This window comes from Microvirga brassicacearum (assembly GCF_008757455.1).
Taxonomy (GTDB): Bacteria; Pseudomonadota; Alphaproteobacteria; order Rhizobiales; family Beijerinckiaceae; genus Microvirga; species Microvirga brassicacearum.
On the sequence record NZ_VCMV01000007.1, the window covers coordinates 75551 to 91939 of the forward strand.

At 62.4% G+C, this 16389-nt stretch carries 18 protein-coding genes; 8 read left to right on the plus strand and 10 right to left on the minus strand.

What is annotated here, in order from left to right; all coding sequences use genetic code 11:
- Positions 1-65: 65 nt before the first annotated feature.
- Positions 66-899: a cell envelope integrity EipB family protein gene (locus FEZ63_RS06055; RefSeq protein ID WP_150942740.1), complete on the plus strand. Its 834-nt coding sequence runs from the start codon at positions 66-68 to the stop codon at positions 897-899.
- Here FEZ63_RS06055 and FEZ63_RS06060 read toward each other — a convergent pair.
- Entirely contained in the window at positions 890-2164 is a 1275-nt protein-coding gene (locus tag FEZ63_RS06060; RefSeq protein WP_150942741.1) for a DNA polymerase IV, read from the minus strand. The two genes, FEZ63_RS06055 and FEZ63_RS06060, sit on opposite strands and share 10 nt — an antisense overlap.
- 8 nt (positions 2165-2172) lie before the next feature.
- A complete protein-coding gene (locus tag FEZ63_RS06065) occupies positions 2173-2463 on the minus strand; it encodes a DUF3572 domain-containing protein (RefSeq protein ID WP_244622665.1) in 291 nt (96 codons plus the stop codon).
- Between the two features lie 168 nt (positions 2464-2631).
- On the opposite strand from FEZ63_RS06065, the gene FEZ63_RS06070 reads away from it, so the two are divergent.
- Both FEZ63_RS06070 and FEZ63_RS06075 read left to right on the plus strand, forming a co-directional pair.
- The gene (locus tag FEZ63_RS06070; RefSeq protein ID WP_150942743.1) at positions 2632-3015 is read left to right on the plus strand and encodes a response regulator; all 384 of its coding nucleotides are present in this window, start codon (positions 2632-2634) and stop codon (positions 3013-3015) included.
- 431 nt (positions 3016-3446) lie between these two features.
- Positions 3447-4046: a DinB family protein gene (locus FEZ63_RS06075; RefSeq protein WP_150942744.1), complete on the plus strand. Its 600-nt coding sequence runs from the start codon at positions 3447-3449 to the stop codon at positions 4044-4046.
- A gap of 29 nt (positions 4047-4075) precedes the next feature.
- On the opposite strand, the gene rpmG is transcribed toward FEZ63_RS06075, so the two are convergent.
- Both rpmG and FEZ63_RS06085 read right to left on the minus strand, forming a co-directional pair.
- The gene (gene rpmG / locus FEZ63_RS06080) at positions 4076-4243 is read right to left on the minus strand and encodes a 50S ribosomal protein L33 (protein WP_150942745.1); all 168 of its coding nucleotides are present in this window, start codon (positions 4241-4243) and stop codon (positions 4076-4078) included.
- Between the two features lie 140 nt (positions 4244-4383).
- Entirely contained in the window at positions 4384-5565 is a 1182-nt protein-coding gene (locus tag FEZ63_RS06085) for an MFS transporter (RefSeq protein WP_150942746.1), read from the minus strand.
- Positions 5566-5676: 111 nt separating this feature from the next.
- Here FEZ63_RS06085 and FEZ63_RS06090 point away from each other — a divergent pair, with 111 nt between their 5' ends.
- Complete coding sequence (locus FEZ63_RS06090) at positions 5677-6009, plus strand: ArsR/SmtB family transcription factor (RefSeq protein WP_150942747.1); 333 nt, start codon at positions 5677-5679, stop codon at positions 6007-6009.
- Here FEZ63_RS06090 and FEZ63_RS06095 read toward each other — a convergent pair.
- The 3 genes from FEZ63_RS06095 to rnr are packed head-to-tail and all read right to left on the minus strand — an operon-like array spanning position 6006 to position 9497.
- On the minus strand, positions 6006-6764 hold the full coding sequence (locus FEZ63_RS06095; protein ID WP_162419681.1) for an NUDIX hydrolase: 759 nt from the start codon (positions 6762-6764) through the stop codon (positions 6006-6008). The genes FEZ63_RS06090 and FEZ63_RS06095 overlap by 4 nt on opposite strands.
- Positions 6715-7182 carry a DUF983 domain-containing protein gene (locus tag FEZ63_RS06100; RefSeq protein ID WP_244622659.1) on the minus strand — a complete coding sequence of 156 codons (468 nt, stop codon included), beginning with the start codon at positions 7180-7182 and terminating at the stop codon, positions 6715-6717. Before FEZ63_RS06100 ends, FEZ63_RS06095 begins: the two co-directional genes overlap by 50 nt.
- A gap of 11 nt (positions 7183-7193) precedes the next feature.
- On the minus strand, positions 7194-9497 hold the full coding sequence (gene rnr, locus FEZ63_RS06105) for a ribonuclease R (protein ID WP_150942748.1): 2304 nt from the start codon (positions 9495-9497) through the stop codon (positions 7194-7196).
- A gap of 588 nt (positions 9498-10085) precedes the next feature.
- Between rnr and FEZ63_RS06110 the strand changes: the two genes are divergently transcribed.
- Genes FEZ63_RS06110 through FEZ63_RS25495 form a run of 3 tightly spaced genes read left to right on the plus strand, consistent with a single transcriptional unit; the run spans position 10086 to position 11736 of the window.
- Positions 10086-10901, plus strand: a complete 816-nt coding sequence (locus FEZ63_RS06110; protein WP_150942749.1) for a hypothetical protein — start codon at positions 10086-10088, stop codon at positions 10899-10901.
- A 47-nt stretch (positions 10902-10948) separates the two neighbouring features.
- Complete coding sequence (locus FEZ63_RS25490) at positions 10949-11383, plus strand: hypothetical protein (RefSeq protein WP_244622660.1); 435 nt, start codon at positions 10949-10951, stop codon at positions 11381-11383.
- A gap of 2 nt (positions 11384-11385) precedes the next feature.
- Positions 11386-11736: a hypothetical protein gene (locus FEZ63_RS25495; RefSeq protein ID WP_244622661.1), complete on the plus strand. Its 351-nt coding sequence runs from the start codon at positions 11386-11388 to the stop codon at positions 11734-11736.
- Between the two features lie 181 nt (positions 11737-11917).
- On the opposite strand, the gene FEZ63_RS06120 is transcribed toward FEZ63_RS25495, so the two are convergent.
- Together FEZ63_RS06120 and parE are read right to left on the minus strand one after the other, a co-directional pair.
- Positions 11918-13018 carry a linear amide C-N hydrolase gene (locus FEZ63_RS06120; protein WP_150942750.1) on the minus strand — a complete coding sequence of 367 codons (1101 nt, stop codon included), beginning with the start codon at positions 13016-13018 and terminating at the stop codon, positions 11918-11920.
- Between the two features lie 341 nt (positions 13019-13359).
- Positions 13360-15420 carry a DNA topoisomerase IV subunit B gene (gene parE, locus FEZ63_RS06125; protein WP_150942751.1) on the minus strand — a complete coding sequence of 687 codons (2061 nt, stop codon included), beginning with the start codon at positions 15418-15420 and terminating at the stop codon, positions 13360-13362.
- A 299-nt stretch (positions 15421-15719) separates the two neighbouring features.
- Here parE and FEZ63_RS06130 point away from each other — a divergent pair, with 299 nt between their 5' ends.
- Positions 15720-15902 (plus strand): hypothetical protein, encoded by a 183-nt coding sequence (locus FEZ63_RS06130; RefSeq protein ID WP_150942752.1) that lies wholly within the window; start codon positions 15720-15722, stop codon positions 15900-15902.
- Here FEZ63_RS06130 and FEZ63_RS06135 read toward each other — a convergent pair.
- Positions 15849-16385 carry an MgtC/SapB family protein gene (locus FEZ63_RS06135; RefSeq protein WP_150942753.1) on the minus strand — a complete coding sequence of 179 codons (537 nt, stop codon included), beginning with the start codon at positions 16383-16385 and terminating at the stop codon, positions 15849-15851. The two genes, FEZ63_RS06130 and FEZ63_RS06135, sit on opposite strands and share 54 nt — an antisense overlap.
- Positions 16386-16389: the final 4 nt, after the last annotated feature.

Consider the following 16389-nt stretch of genomic DNA (forward strand, 5'->3'; position numbering starts at 1 on the left):
GCAAGCTGCAACGTTGCGGTGGAGGAAGGACGCTTCTATCGTGGCTAAAGGAAAATGGAGAATGCATGCGGTTCCTCGTCATCGTGTCCGGCCTGACCCTCGCGGCGCTCGCGCCGGCCGCCGCACAGCCGGTAAAGCCGACGGTGCAGCTCGTGCCGCATCGGGCGGTCTATGACCTCTCGCTCCTGCGCTCGCAGGGCGCCCGCGGTCTCGATTCCGCACGTGGTCGCATCGCGATGGATTTCGGCGGGGACGCCTGCGACGGCTATACGCTGAACTACCGTCAGGTCACCGTGCTCAACAGCAATGAGACCGGTGCCCGGACGGTTGACACGCAAACCGCCACCTATGAGGCCGGCGACGGATTGTCGATGCGGTTCAAGACCACGTCGACAAGCGGCAGCACGGTTTCCAGCGGCGTCGATGGCGACGCGCAATTGCGGCCTGATGGCTCGCTTGACGTGCGGTTCAAACAACCTAGGAGCGCGGGTTTCTCGGCGGCAGGGCAGCCGGTCTTCCCGACCGAGCATCTCAAGCGCGTCATCGAGGCCGCCCGCCACGGACAGACGACTCTCGCGGTGAAGGTCTATGACGGCTCCGACGACGGCAGAAAGATCTACGATACGCTCGGGGTCATCGGCCGCAAGATCGAACCCGGAGCGGGCAGCGATCTCGACGAGGCGAGCCGGCAGGCGGACCTGCTGAGGGTCCCGCGCTGGCCCGTGACGATCAGCTATTTCGCCGATGGCTCCGCCGACCGCGTTCCAGCCTACACGGTGTCGTTCGAGCTCTATGAGAACGGCATCAGCCGCGCCTTGAAGCTCGATTACGGCGATTTCGTCTTGAAAGGCGATCTGCAGAATCTGCAAATCCAGCCGAGCACCGCCTGTCAGCGCTGAGGTCTGCGCAACGCGATGCCCTTCTGCAGGGCGTCGATGCCGAACTTGTCGCGGATCTTGTCGATGGCCGATTCCATATGGGCCTGTTTCACCACACTCTGATCGGCAAGATCGCCGCGATCGGCCTCCACAGCGTCGCACAAATCCGCCGCCCCCACACCGATGAGGCGAAACGCGGTGCCGTCGCACGAGGCTTTCAGCAGCTGACGCGCCGGCTCGAACAGGCGGATCGCCAGCTGCGTCGGCGGCAGGCCCGAACGGGTGCGGGTCAGGATGCGGAACTCCGAATCCTTCAATTTCAGCGTGATGCTCTGCCCCGCGAGGTTTGCTGCCTTGAGACGGCGGGACACTTTCTCGGCAAGCCGCCACAGGATCGGTTCGAGGTCGTCGAAGGAGCGCAGATCGGTGTCGAACGTGGTCTCGGCCGAGACGCTTTTGGTCTCCCGCTCCGGCGTGACGCGGCGGTCGTCCTGTCCCCATGCGAGCTTCGCCAGCCGCTGTGAATCGCGACCGAGCGCCTCGTAGAGCGCCCGCAGCGAACCATCCCGCAGGTGGGCGATGCGCGTGATGCCAGCCCGCGCCAGCCGCGCCTGCGCGGCGGCGCCGATGCCCGGAATCATCGAGACCGGTTTGTCCGCCAGAAAATCCGCGGCCTCTTCCCGTCCGATGATCGAAAACCCGCGCGGCTTCTCGAAATCGGACGCGATCTTGGCCAGAAACTTGTTGTACGAGAGCCCGACCGAGATGGTGATGCCGATCTCGTCCTCCACCCGGCGGACAAATCGCGCCAGGGTTACGGCGGCACTGCCGTGATGGAGCCGCTCGGTGCCGGAGAGGTCGAGGAAGGCCTCGTCGATGGAAACCGGCTCCACCAGCGGCGTCAGCTCCAGCATGAGCTGGCGCACCTCGCGGCCGGCGATGCGGTATTTCTCCATATTGGGCTTCACGACGACCGCATGGGGACAGGCGTCGAGCGCCTTGAACATCGGCATGGCCGAACGCACGCCGTAGGTGCGGGCGACATAGCAGCAGGTCGCCACGACGCCGCGCTTGCCACCGCCGATAATGACCGGCTTGTCGGCAAGGCTAGGATTGTCCCGCTTCTCCACCGCGGCGAAGAATGCGTCGCAATCCACATGGGCGATGGAGAGGGTATCGCGCTCCTTGTGCCGGAGCAGGCGAGGGGAGCCGCAGACGGTGCAACGGGAAGCCGCAGGCCCCGTCGCGAAGGTCAGACAATCCCGGCAAAGGGGGGTGCCGCTCACGGCGCTTGTTACTCGAACTCGGAGGGCGAAAGGGCCATGTGCGCGCCCATCAGCCGCTCGGGCTTCACATTCATTTCGCTCGCCAGCGCGATGAGAAGCGGCTCATCGGCGACCACGTAATCGAGAATGCCGGCGAAGAATCGGGGTGAGCCTGCGGCCTCGCGAATCGTGTCCGGCCGGAGGCCCGAGACGGCCATGAAGCGGCTCATCCTTTCCTCGTCGCCCATAATGGCCGAAAATGCCGCCACGGCGAGGGCTTCCGCCTCGTCGGCGGAGGTTTTTTGAGGCAGTGCGTGCATTTTCACGGCGGGATTCTCATTTCGTCAATAAGTTCGAAACTACGGTCATCATCGGATGAATATGTGGGCCGGTGAAGTCGGTTTTTGGTCACCTGTTCTTGTTTCAACGCACGATCTTTACGGCGAACCGGTATCCACCTCGCCTGATCATGCTTTAGGATCGCGGCAATGAAAAAGACCGTGCTCATCGTTGAGGACAATGAGCTCAACATGAAGCTCTTTAACGACCTCCTCGAAGCGCATGGCTATGCCACGCTCAAGACGGGGCACGGAATCGAGGCGATGGAGCTGGCGCGCGCCCACAAGCCCGATCTGATTCTCATGGACATCCAGCTGCCCGAAGTCTCCGGACTCGAGGTCACCCGCTGGCTCAAGGCCGATGACGACCTCAAATCCATCCCGGTCATCGCCATCACGGCCTTCGCCATGAAGGGCGACGAGGAGCGGATCCGCGAGGGCGGCTGCGAGGCCTACCTGTCCAAGCCCATCTCCGTCGCCAAGTTCATCGCCACGGTGAAAACCTATCTGGAAGCGGACGGCCCGACGCGTTGATCCTGCCCCAAGGACGGGCTGCGCCGCGGGCTTATCGACCGACTGCTGCTTAAGCCCGACGCTGGATAACCGAGCCTTGCCTTTGCGCCGGCACCTGCTAGCGTAGGAGTGACATTACAGAATATCAGGAATATCGGGCTCTTGTGTTGTCCGATGTTTCCTTTATGTTCACATCTCATACGCCCCTCGAAGGGGCAGTTATGCCTTACGGATGCTCAGGTCCGCCGCATCTCCTGGGAGTTCGTAGGCTCGGCCAGGCTGGGGACGATTGTTGCCTCTACAACACCGTCTCCAGCCGGCCACCTTTCCTGGCGCCCGTATCCGTTTCACTGCCATCAACAGATCTTTCGCGGATTTGATGGGCCACCGCCTCGATCGAGGAATAGCGCTCGTCATCCTTGAGACGTTCCGTCCTTGCCACGGAGGATGACGTGCCCGCTTCGCAACGGCTGACTTTTCGTTCGCTGGCCTACAACAACGCCTGGGCGAACCACCGCCTGCTGTCGGCCTGCGCCGGACTCACGCAAGGCGAGTTCGAAGCGACCCGGACGAGTTTCTTTCCGTCTCTCCAATCGACCCTGAACCACATCCTCGCCGTCGACCGGTTCTATGTCGATGCGCTCGAAGGCGGAACGCTCGGTCTTGCGGCCTTCGCCAACCCTTTGCCCTGCCCAGCGGTCAAGGAGCTTCTGCCGGCTCAGGCGATGATCGACCGGCGTTTGATCGCGTGGTGCGAGGCCATCGGTGAGGGCACCCTCGATCAAATGATCCAGGTCCATCGCGGCACGACCATCCAGTCCGAGCGCGCCGACCGGTTGCTCCTGCACGTGTTCCAGCACCAGATCCACCATCGTGGCCAAGCCCATGCCATGCTGAGCGGCACGAAGGTCCCTCCGCCGCAACTCGACGAGTTCTTTGCCTGGGACGAAGCATCCTTTCGCGCCAGGGACTTCGCAGAACTCGGCTGGTCGGAAGAGATGATCTGGGACGACCGGCCCCAAACGAAAAAACCGCCCGATGGGGCGGTTTGAACTCTCGATATCGGCGTCAAGCGTCGCCGTTACTTGATCTTGTGTTCCTTGAACTCGACATGCTTGCGCGCGACGGGGTCGTATTTCTTCATCGCGAGCTTGTCGGTCTGCGTGCGGGAGTTCTTCTTCGTCACGTAGAAATAGCCGGTGTCTGCGGTCGAGACGAGCTTGATCTTGATGGTGGCGGCTTTGGCCATGGTCGGACCTCTATGTTTTAGGGTTTCGGAGCTTCCATTGAGCCGAAACGCAAAGGCCGGGCGAACCCGGCCGAAAATCGTTGCGATCCCATGCCCCATCGCGCCGGTTTCGTCAAGAGTTTCGAGCGCTTTGGTGGACTTCAGCCGCTGAGCCCGCCAATGGGCTGTGCCTGGATCCGGCTGCGCTCGCCCAGCCAGATCAGGGGGAGAGCCGCCAGCGGAAACAGGGCCGCGACCCAGCCGAGATCCATGGCGCTTCCGAACCGCAAGGCGAGGCCGCCGATCAGGGAGCCGAGCGCCACGCCGAGATAGAGGGCCGATCCGTTGAGCGACAGCGCGAGCGGGGCGCTGCCGGGCGCGATCGCCAGAATGCGGCTCGCCTGGGCGGGTGGAAACGACCACGACGTGATTCCCCAGGGAAGCAGCATGGCAATGAAGGTCGGCCCCACCCATGAGGCGGGAAGGTGCGCTATCACCGAGAACAGGAACAGCATGCCGGTATTGACGATCAGTGCGGCGACCACGATGCGCTGCGCTCCCCACCGATCAGCCATCTGGCCGCCGGCGTAATTTCCGATGGCGGCGCCGATCCCATAGATCAGGAGCACCGTTGGAAGCATCTCCCGGCCGAGACCGGCCTCGATCGCCATGGGGGCGATATAGGTGAGAACCGCAAAACCGCCGGTCATATACAGCAACGTGGTCATGAGAGTCGGCAGGATCCTTGGCTGAGACAGGACCTTGAGACGCGCCTTGAGCGACAACCTGTCGCCGCGCAGACCGGCCGGCACCATGACCCAGAGCGCCGCAGCCGCGGTGAAACCGGCGCCGGCGATGACCATGTATGTTCCTCTCCAGCCGGCAAAGGAGGCGATGAACGCCCCCAGAGGCGCACCGAACGCGACGGCAAGCGACGTTCCGCCGATGATGATGGAGATCGCCCGTGCGCGATGGTCGGCATGGGAGATGGCGACCGCCGTCGCCTGGGCCGTCGCCGCATAAAGGCCGGCCGCGCAGGCAATGGTCATCCGGGCGATCATCAGGACCGCGTAAGTGGGGGCGAGGCTTGCGCCGAGTGCCCCGATGGCAAAGGCGAGCGCGCTGGCGGTGAGCACTCGGCGACGGTCTCGGGCACCTGTCAGGGCCGTCAGGATGGGAGATCCGATGGCGTAGGTGAGGGCGAATGCCACGACGAGATAGCCAGCCTCGACGACGGTGACTCCGGTATCCTCGGAGATTTGCGGCAACAGCGAGGAGATCACGAAGCCTTCGGCGCCGATGGCAAACGTGCCGAGCGCGAGCCAGAAAAGTCGCTTGTTCATGGGATTGCCTTGTTCAAGGTTTATTGAACAATGGATCTCGGCGACTCCGCATGTCAAGACATAGTTCAAGGAGCATTGAACAACCTAGCGGGAATCGGTAAGGATGGCCCTATGACTGGCCTGGCCCATCCCGATATCGACGAGATCGTTCTATCAGACGTGCTGGCGGCGCTCGGTGACGAAACGCGGCTCGCGATCGTCGCGACTTTGGCGCGCAACGAGCACGCGGCCATGACCTGCAGCCAGTTTCTTGAGTTCGGTTCGAAAACAGCCCTGAGCTACCATTTTGCCAAGCTGCGCGAAGCGGGGCTGATCTCTGTCCGGCCCGAAGGAACACGGCGTTTGATCAGCCTGCGCCGTGCCGATCTCGACCAGCGTTTCCCAGGCCTCCTCGATTCGCTCATCGCCTGTCACGCGGCGTCGCCTGCAGGAGCGGAGCCCTAAAGCCTCTCGCAGATCGAGCGGCCGCTGCGGTGATAGTAGAACGGCACCGGCAGTTCGGGGGCGAAGCCGTTGGCCAGCCGGTCTTCCAGATCTGCCAGGATGATGCGGGTGATGATCGGGAGATCGAGCGCTCGCGCCTGCGTGAGCGTTACCCAGGCGAGTTCGACCAGCTCGGATTCCGGTCCCACCACGCCGTCTGTCACGTGGCCGATGGCGCGGCGGTCGATGGCGAAAAAGCGCGTGTCGAAGCGCCTGGCGCGCTTTGACGGCGTGATCGCGCGGGCGATGACCTGAAGCGCTTCGAGATCCGGCAGCACGCCATGCTGCCGGAACGCCTCCCAGCCGCCATTCGGAACCCGCTCGGGGCCGCCGTAGGCGCGGCTGCCGAACAGGATGCCGGTTTCCTCATACATCTCGCGGATTGCGGCGAGTGCGAGTGCGCGACCGCGCTGGGGGGAGGGCCGTGCCACATGCGCCATCAGGGCTTGTTCGGCGCGCGGATGCAAGGCACCGACGACGGGCATGGCTGCATCGCCGGGCTCGATTCGCCCGCCCGGAAACACGAACTTGCCGGGCATGAACTTCAGGCCCGCATGGCGCTTGCCCATCAGGAGTTTCGGTGTGCGACCCGTCCGGTCGATGACGATCAGGGTGGCCGAGTCGAACGGGCGGATTCGCGGCTTGTTGACCGGAATGGGGGCTGCCTCAGCGAGCGCCGACGTCACGGGATTCGTCGTTTTCACCAGCGCGTCCATCCGTCGTCAGACCTTTCTCTGCGAGCGCTTTCGCCCTCCCGAAACCATGCATGCCCAACGCGAACTGCAACCCCACCACCGCGCCCTTGACCGGCTGAAGCAGCGCGAGGCAAAGGGCCAGCGTCAAAATCGGCCATACGGTGACCTGGACTGCCAGCGGCACCTCGAAACGTGTCTCCGACATGAGAATGCAATAACCGATCACGTGCCCGACGATGAACATGACGATATAGGGCGGCATGTCGTCGGCGCGGTGATGGTGGAATTCCGTGCCGCAGCACGCGCAGGTATCGTTTACCTTCAGATACCGTCCGAACAACCGGCTCTCACCGCAGGCCGGGCACCGTCCAAAAAATCCGCGCTTCATGGCCGTGTAGCGACTGACCGCTTGCGGCAGCGGCATTGCGAGGTCTGGCATCTCTCATCCTGTCAGGCGGTGCGTTGCCGCCCGCCCTTGTTCTTGACGCGCGGCGTGGTGCGTCTGCTCGGCGTCGCCGATTTCGATCCGCGCCCGCCTTTGCTCCCCGTGGCTTTGCGGCTGAAACGCCCTTCGGAGAGCAATTCGAACCTTAAAGCCCCGGCAACCGGCGCTGCCTCGACCAGCTTGACCTGAACCCGATCGCCGAGACGGTAGGTTTCTCCCGTGCGCTCGCCCCGCATGGAATGCGTCCTGTCGTCGTACCGGTAATAATCGGCCCCGATGGTCGCCGCCGGCACGAAGCCATCCGCGCCGGTCTCATCGAGCTTGATGAAGAGCCCCGATTTGGTGACGCCGGAGATCTGGCCTTCGAATGTGGCGCCGATGCGGTCGGCGAGGAAATGGGCGATCAGGCGATCATTGGTCTCGCGCTCCGCCGCCATGGCGCGCCGTTCCGCCGCCGAAATCCGGGCGCTGATCTCGATCAGTTCCGCGCGCGTCGTGTCGGGCGGCAGGCCGTCCTTGCCGAGCTTGAGCGAGGCGATCAGCGCGCGATGCACGATGAGATCTGCATAGCGGCGGATCGGCGACGTGAAATGGGCGTAGCGCTTCAGGTTGAGGCCAAAATGGCCGTAATTCTCAGCGGAATACTCGGCCTGGGATTGGGAGCGCAGCACGACCTCGTTGATGAAGAGCTGGTGTTCCGATCCGTCGACGGTTCGCAGGATGCGGTTGAAAAGCTCTGGCCGGATCGGGCCTTGCGTCGGCAGCTTCAGGGCGATGGAGGCGAGCACCTCGCTCAGGGCGCGCATCTTCTCGAGCGAAGGCTCGTCATGGACCCGGTAGATCAGGTCGGACTTGGCCTTCTCCAACGTCTCGGCGGCCGAGACGTTGGCGAGAATCATGAATTCCTCGATCAGCTTGTGGGCTTCCAGCCGCTCGGGCACGAGCACGCGATCGACGGTCCCGTCGGGTTTGAGCAGGATCTTGCGCTCGGGAAGATCGAGAAACAGCGGCTCGCGGATGTCGCGCGCCTTCTTCACCGCCGCATAGGCATCCCACAGGGGTTTCAGGATCGGGGCGAGCAGGGGACCGGTCGTGTCGTCCGGCCTGCCGTCGATGGCGGCCTGCGCCTGCTGGTACGACAGCTTCGCCGCCGAGCGCATCATGATCCGGTGAAAGGCATGGCTGCGCTTGCGGCCATCCGCCCCGATGATCATCTGCACGGCGATGGCGGGGCGGGGCTCGTGCGGGCGAAGCGAGCAGAGATCGTTGGAGATCCGCTCCGGCAGCATCGGCACCACGCGATCGGGGAAATACACCGAATTGCCGCGCTCCTGGGCCTCCCGGTCGAGCGCCGTGCCGGGCCGCACATAGGCGGCCACATCGGCGATGGCGACTGTGACGATGAATCCGCCGGCATTCTCCGGGTTTTCATCCGGCATCGCATGGACCGCATCGTCATGATCCTTGGCGTCGGGCGGATCGATGGTGATAAGCGGCAGATCGCGCCAATCCTCGCGGCCCGCCAGTTGCGCGGGCTCGGCCCTGTCGGCCTCCGCCTGCACGTCGGAGGAAAAGACGTTGGGAATGTTGTGGGTGTGAATTGCGATCAGGCTGACGGCTTTCTCGGATTTCACCGATCCGAGCCGCTCCTTCACCTTGGCGTGCGGGAGGCCGATGCGCGGATGCTTGACCACGGAAGTGGCGACCAGATCGCCATCCTGCGCGCCGCCCTCGTCGCCGGGGAGAATGTGGATTTCCCGCTCGCGCGATTTCTTTTCGACCGGGATCAACCGCCCGCCTCCCTCAGGCAGGGGGCGGAAGATGCCGAGGACCTGGGCGCGCTGCTTCTCGAGAATCTTCGTCACGCGCCCGGCATAATGATGGATGTCGCCGGCTTTCAGGGGATTGACCCGGATCAGCGCGCGATCGCCGATGCCCGGAACGGGAGAGCCGGGGCGGGGCTTGCGGGGCATCGAGATGATGATGGTGGGGATCGGGCCGTGCTCTTCGGCATCCCATTCGGTCGGCTCGGCAATCAACTCGCCATCGCGATCGCGCCGCTTGATGTCGGCCAGAACGACGGGGGGCAGCTGGCCCGCCCGGTGAACGTTCTTGCCGCGACGATCGACAACGCCTTCGATTTCGAGGTCCTTCAGCATCTGCTTGAGCCAGATCCGGTCGCCGCCCTTGATGTTGAAGGCCTGCGAAATCTCGCGCTTGCCAACCTTGCCCGGCGTCTCGGCAATGAAGGCGACGATCTGTTCGCGGGTGGGAAGGCCGGGGGCGGCGGGTTTGGTGCGCTTAGCCAAAGGAGAAACTCGAAAAATCCATCAGGTCTTGTCGCACGTGGGAGAGAGGGCGGCTAGCCTGCCGCGACGTGGGAGTGTCACCTCATCAAGTGGGACGGGCGTGAACAAAAAAAAGGCCTCCTTTGCAGAGGCCTTTAAGGGACCGGCTCGTGGGGGCAGAATGAGCCGGTGATACCTAAAAACGACTGGATCCGAGGAAGGTTCCGGGAGATTCGAGAAATTTCAAAATTTCTTTGCGCCGGAGTGGGAGAGCCTGCACTTGCCGGCGTGGATTCCTGCTGGCGGAGAGCGCGCGGATCCTTCGCTTCAATGGGAGTCGCGGTCGGCGCACAATTGCTTCGGCTTCATTTCATGAGCAAACACGCCGATCGGTTACGGCATGTGCTTCCTCCGATTCGGATCAGCGCTAGGGCCTCGGCATTGTGAGAGCGCGACAATCGTCAAAAATTCCTCGCCGCATCCGAGCTCTTAATGGAAGCGGCAAATCGATGGCATATTTTCAACATTAGCTTGATTTTCCTAGAAGCTTGGCGTCTGAAGGTTCCCTAACGTCAGCCGTTTTGCGGCAATTGGTTTTGAGGAATGGCAATGTTCGTCGGCAAAAATGCGATCGCAATATTCACCGTCCTGTCGGGTGTAGCGACGGGCTCCTGCGCCTTCGGGGTTTCTGCGCTTGCGGCAGATCCTATCGTTGTGAAGCAGGTTGCGCCGGCTGTGGTCGCCGACACATGGTCCATCCAGGTCACGCCATATTTTTGGATGGCAGGGCTCAAGGGACCGGTGCGCGTTGGACCTCGCTTGCCGCAGGTCGAGGTGGATCAGTCGTTCTCGGATATCTTTGACGACCTCGACGGCGCGTTCACTGGCCTTGCTGTTGTTCGCTATGGGCGCTTCGGCTTCTCGGCCGATCTGTCTTATACGGGGACGACGACGGCCGTCCCAACTCCCAGTCCCATGTTCGGGAGAGGACATATCAGCGAAGAAGTGTTCTTTGCGACCGTTGCCGGATCCTACACCGTCCTTGAAAACAGCAATGGTTCGCTTGACGTCATGGGCGGGATCCGCATCTGGTCCTGGGATTCCGCACTGGAGCTGCCGCTTGCCGGCCTCGGTATTTCGCTTAACGCCTCACAGGACAAATCCTGGGTGGACCCGGTGATCGGGTTGAAGGGACGGATCAATCTGACCGACAAGTTCTTTCTCGTCGGCTACGGCGACATCGGCGGGTTTGCAGGTGGATCCGACTACACTTGGCAACTCCTTGGGACGATCGGTTACCAGGCGACAGAGAACATCGCGCTTTCGGCCGGCTACAGGCACTTGGCGGTCAAGTACGAGGACAAGGGCTACGAGCGGGACGTGGCGTTCTCCGGCCCGATCCTGGGTGCGACTTTCAAGTTTTGACGGTGGTTCCACGTCACTTTGCCGATGTTCCCCGCCGGACGAAACGAATGATCTTCACCCGAACCGCGATTGCGGCGGCGCTCGTCGTTGGTTGCGTTGATTCCGGTTCCGCACAAGATTCATCCGGGCAGAACGATGCCAACAACCCGCTGACGCCGAAGGTCACGCTGAACGTACAGGACTACTACACGCCGTCGAGCATCGGCTCTCCTGGCACCCGGCCCAATCAGTTTCTCCTGAGAGGCCTCATTCCATCCGATCTGTTCGGGGCGCCTCAGTTGATGCGCTTTACGCTCCCGATCGAATCCGTCTCTTCGCCTCAGATCGGCTCGGATGAGGGGTTCGGCGACCTCACATTGATGGACGTGTTCATCGTCCCGGGGCAGGAGGTCTCGTTTGGCTTCGGCCCTATCCTCGTCGCGCCGACAGCAGAAGTGATCTTCTTGGGGCTGGCAAATGGCAGGCTGGGGCCGCCGCAGTGATCATGGTTCCGAAGAGCTGGGGAATTTTCGGTGGCTTGCTGACGTTTCAGCAATCGTTTGCCGGCGATCGAGATCGCGCTGATGTCGAAAGCCTGACCTTTGAGCCCCTCGTCACCGTCAACCTGCCGCAAGGATTCTACGTTCGATCCTCGGCCACCTGGTCGTTTGATATCGAGAACGACACTTTCGTGATTCCGGTCGGCCTTGGAATCGGCAAGGTGTGGCACCTGTCGAAAGCAGCGACGTTGAATACGTATGTTGAGCCGCAATACAGCGTTTTCCACCAGGGAACGGGAATTCCCCGGTGGCAGATCTTCGCAGGCGTCAACCTGCAGCTGGCAATTGGAAAGTAACGACCCGGGGTCGGAACGCCATCTCGAACAAACGACGCATCGAACGTTGCGAACTCTCGGACGTGTCCGCGTCATCCTTCAACTGAGCGATAAATCGAGGTGCTGCCGCTGCATATTCTCATCGTCGGCCGCGTGCCCCTGACGAGGCGGGCGCCGCCGGCGATGAGAAGAGCGTTCTAACTCACTGCTTCGGAAAGGCGATCGCCGTTGGCGTCGGGTTGGCTTTCAATGGTGCGATCTGCAAGGTCTTCGCGTCGAGATCGAAGCTCATCAGATCGACCGACCGCAGAACCTGATCCTCATAGCTTTTGATGTAGTAGCGTTTGGCACGAAGGTCGGCGACCGACGACCATTGGGTATATTCGAGCTGCCCGCCCTTCGGGTCGGTGCGGATGAAGCCGATCGGGATATCGAAATTGTTGAGAATGTGCTCGGCGAGACGGACGGTCTGAGGACCGTCGGGGAGCTGCTTGGCTGATGCGACATATCCAAGTGCGCGAATGAAACGCGACGGCGGCGTCGGGTCTCCAGGAATTCCAAGAAGGCCGGAACCCTGTCCGAAGGGCGCAATCGTCTGTCCGGCAATCTTCAGGGACGGCGCGTCCACCGGCGTGATGTTCACGTAGTTGCTGACGTTGTTGATGTGCCAGTCGAAGGTCGGCGAATTTGTCAGAACCCCGAGCGGATTGTCGTGGATTTTCAGTTTTCCGTCGATCGGCTCGATCACGATCGAGGCTCCGGTCGCGTCATGAAACGCAAAATGGAGCGGGAGCGTGAAGTTGATGCCCGGCGTCGGGACATCGATGATCGAGATCTTTGCCGCCGCCGCCTTCACCTCTGCGACGGTCGCGAAATTCGTCAGCGCCCAAGTCAGAAACTCCCATGGGGCGAGAGAGGAGCTCGGGTCGGCATCCTTGGGAGCCGTGTAGCTCGCGAAGCCGGGAAAGTACAACGCGCCACCGGCGAGGCCTTTCTCGTTCATGCCGTCCGACACGACCGGTTTTCCCAGATTGATGACGCCAGCCAGCGCGTAGCGGCTCTTCCACTTGAACGTCGTCGTATTGTCGGGACCCGTGCCCACATAACCATAATTGCGAGGGATGACCGCCAGTTCGGATTGGATGTTGAACGCATATTCCATGGTGCGGCCATAGACGGGCGTGCCATCGGCAGCGGTCAGAAGAATGTTCGTGCAGGCCTGCGCGGCCGGTGCGACCGCCATGGTGCTTGCCAGAGTAAGAGCGGTTAGCCGACCAAATATTCCAGATAGACGACGAGACATTCACTTACTCCGTTTCATGCAGTGAACATGCCTACTACCCCTGCTGACGTAAGGGAACAAGTCCTAGGACTTGGAAGAGATGTCTGTTCGAACAGGAAGGTAAATTCCAGTGCGCTCGCTCTACGGTGCGGGCTGCTGAGGTTCGCTCCGGCCGTTCGGCGACGGCGTGGCGTCATTCCTCGCTCCCAGTCGGGCGGGCCTTCTCAAAAGGTCGCAGCTCGATAGCGGGCGAACCACGACCTGCAAGCCGCTCAAACTCGTCCGGGGACGCCAGCGGCGGGGCGCAATGAGAGAGTGGTATGGCCGGGGAGAATGAGACACTCGCACCGGCCCACACAGCCTCAGATATCCAGCGCTTCCTCATTGGCGAAGGCCGCCCGTTCCTGAATGAACGCGAACCTTGCCTCGGGTTTGTTGCCCATCAGCCGTTCGACGGCATCGCCGGTTTCCGGCCGCTCGTCGGCATCGATCACCACTTTCAGAAGCATGCGCTTCTTCGGATCCATGGTGGTTTCCTTGAGCTGCGCCGGCAGCATTTCGCCCAGGCCCTTGAAGCGACCGATCTCGACCTTTCCGCTGCCCTTGAAGGCGGACTTCATGAGCCGGTCCTTGTCGGCGTCGTCACGGGCATAGACGGTCTTGGCACCTTGGGTCAGCCGGTAGAGCGGCGGCACCGCGAGATAGAGATGACCGGCGTCGATCAGGCGCGGCATCTGGCGGTAAAAGAAGGTGATGAGGAGCGAGGCGATGTGGGCGCCGTCCACATCCGCGTCCGTCATGATGACGACCCGCTCGTAGCGCAGGTCGGCGTCCCGATAGGCGGTGCCCATGCCGCAGCCCAAAGCCTGCACGAGATCGGACAATTGCTGGTTCTGGTGCAGCTTGTCGCGCCCCGCCGACGCCACGTTGAGGATCTTGCCGCGCAACGGCAGGATCGCCTGGCTCTTGCGGTCGCGCGCCTGCTTGGCCGAACCGCCCGCCGAATCGCCCTCGACGATGAAGAGTTCCGACCCCGCCGCGCCCGCGTTGGAGCAATCGGCGAGCTTGCCGGGCAGGCGCAGCTTGCGGGTCGCGGTCTTGCGGGCGACTTCCTTTTCCTGCCGGCGGCGCAAGCGCTCATCGGCCCGGTCCATGACCCATTCGAGGATCTTGTTGGCCTGAAGCGGGGAGGCGGCGAGCCAATGGTCGAAGGTGTCGCGGATGGCGCTCTCGACGATGCGGCCGGCCTCCAAGGTCGCGAGCTTGTCTTTGGTCTGACCCTGGAATTCCGGCTCGCGGATGAACACCGACAGCATGGAGGCGCAGGTCGACATCACATCGTCGGTGGTGGCCGGCGCCATGCGCTTCTGCTGGCCGACCCGCTCGGCATGGTCGCGCAGGCCGCGCAGCAGGGCGATGCGCAGACCGTTTTCGTGCGTGCCGCCCTCGGGCGTCGGCACGGTGTTGCAATAGGAGGATGAGAATCCATCCTCATGCGCCATCCAGGCCACCGCCCATTCAAGCGAGCCATGGCCGCCCGGCTTGGTGATCTTGCCGGAGAAGATCTGGTCCGACACCAGCTCTTTCCCCTCGATGTCGTGCGCCAGATAATCCTTCAGGCCGTTGGGAAACTTGAACGTCGCCTCGGCCGGCACGCTGTCGATTCCGGCGAGCAGCGAGGGCGCGCATTTCCAGCGGATTTCCACGCCACCGAACAGATAGGCCTTGGAGCGCGCCATTTTGAACAGGCGGCGCGGCTGGAAATGGGCATCCTTGCCGAAAATCTGGTGATCGGGCTTGAAGCGCACCCTGGTGCCGCGCCGATTGAGCACGCGGCCAACCGTTTCGAGCTTCGTCTGCGGCAGGCCGCGGGAAAACACCTGGCGATAGAGCGTCTGGCCGCGCGCGACCTCGACCTCGAGAGTTTCCGACAGCGCGTTCACCACCGAGACGCCGACACCGTGCAGGCCGCCCGAGGTTTCATAGACCTTCGAGTCGAATTTCCCACCCGCGTGCAGCGTGGTCATGATGACTTCGAGGGCCGATTTCTTCGGGAATTTCGGATGCGGATCGACCGGGATGCCGCGACCGTTATCCAACACCGAAAGCCAGCCGCCTTCCTCCAACTCGACCTCGATGAAAGTCGCGTGTCCGGCCACCGCCTCGTCCATCGAATTGTCGATGACCTCGGCGAAGAGGTGGTGGAAGGCCTTCTCGTCCGTGCCGCCGATATACATGCCGGGACGCCGCCGCACCGGCTCCAGCCCTTCGAGCACCTCGATGTCGGACGCGTCATAGCCGCTCTCGTCCGGCGTGCCTTTGGGAACCGCGCGGGCGAGTTTCGCCGTGGCCGCTTTCGCTGGTGCGCTGCGCCTGACCGGCGCCGCATCGCCCCCGAAGAGATCGTCGTCGTTATGGGTCATTGGGACCTTGGTCCGTCGTGATTCGCGTTTCGCCGATGGAGCACTCATACCTCATGTCATACGTGAACAAATCAGAAACGTGAAGGCTTGCTCGATGATTGCGAGCCATAAAAGAAATTGCGCGCCGGCGCCATCTCCGTGTGGAGAGGCATCCACCGCGACCGGAGGTTCGAACCGCCCGGAGATGAACGCAATTGCCCGATTCCGCCTAAAGAATGGCTGTTCGCTTACGGCAGGAACTGTTTAACTCCGGTTCACGTTAAGGCACTATGGTGAACAAGCTTGACGGGAGACCAGACGTGACGCGGATTGTGGCAGCGACCCATCATATTCATCTCGATCGTGCTGCACGCAATGCCGGCGAAGCGTTCGCCTTCGACGAGCCCGATACGGCGCCGGTCGCTCAGAAATCCAACCGGCTCAACGCCCTATGGGGCGCGGTCGCGGCGGTCGCTCTCACCGCGCTGTATTTCTTCATCTGACGCTTTCGACGAGCCCTTCGGCCTTTTGAGCGCGCGACCAAAAAAGTGCTCGACGGACTTTCCGAAGACCAGAAGCGCGAGCGCGATCACCGTGCCGACGAAGGTGAGAAACCATTCTCCGAGCCCCGCCGACACGCCGAAAGTCGCCGCGATCAAGACCGTGGCGGCGGTGGTGAGGCCGTGAATTTCCAGCCGCTCCGGTTCGCGGAGAATCACCCCGGCGCCAAGGAATCCCAACCCCGTCAGAACGCCCTGAATGATGCGGCTGGCCGCATCCCGATGGATCGTCAAGTCGCCGAGATCCGATCCGGCGAGCACGACAACGGCTGAACCCAGCGACACCAACCCCAGGGTCCGCATGCCCATCGGCTTGTCGTGAAGGTCGCGGTTGAGCCCGATCACCATCCCGGCACAGGTCGCCGCAATCAGTCGCAACAGGATCTCCAGGTGCACGTCGGTGATCAGATCAGCCCAGGTTTTCATCAGG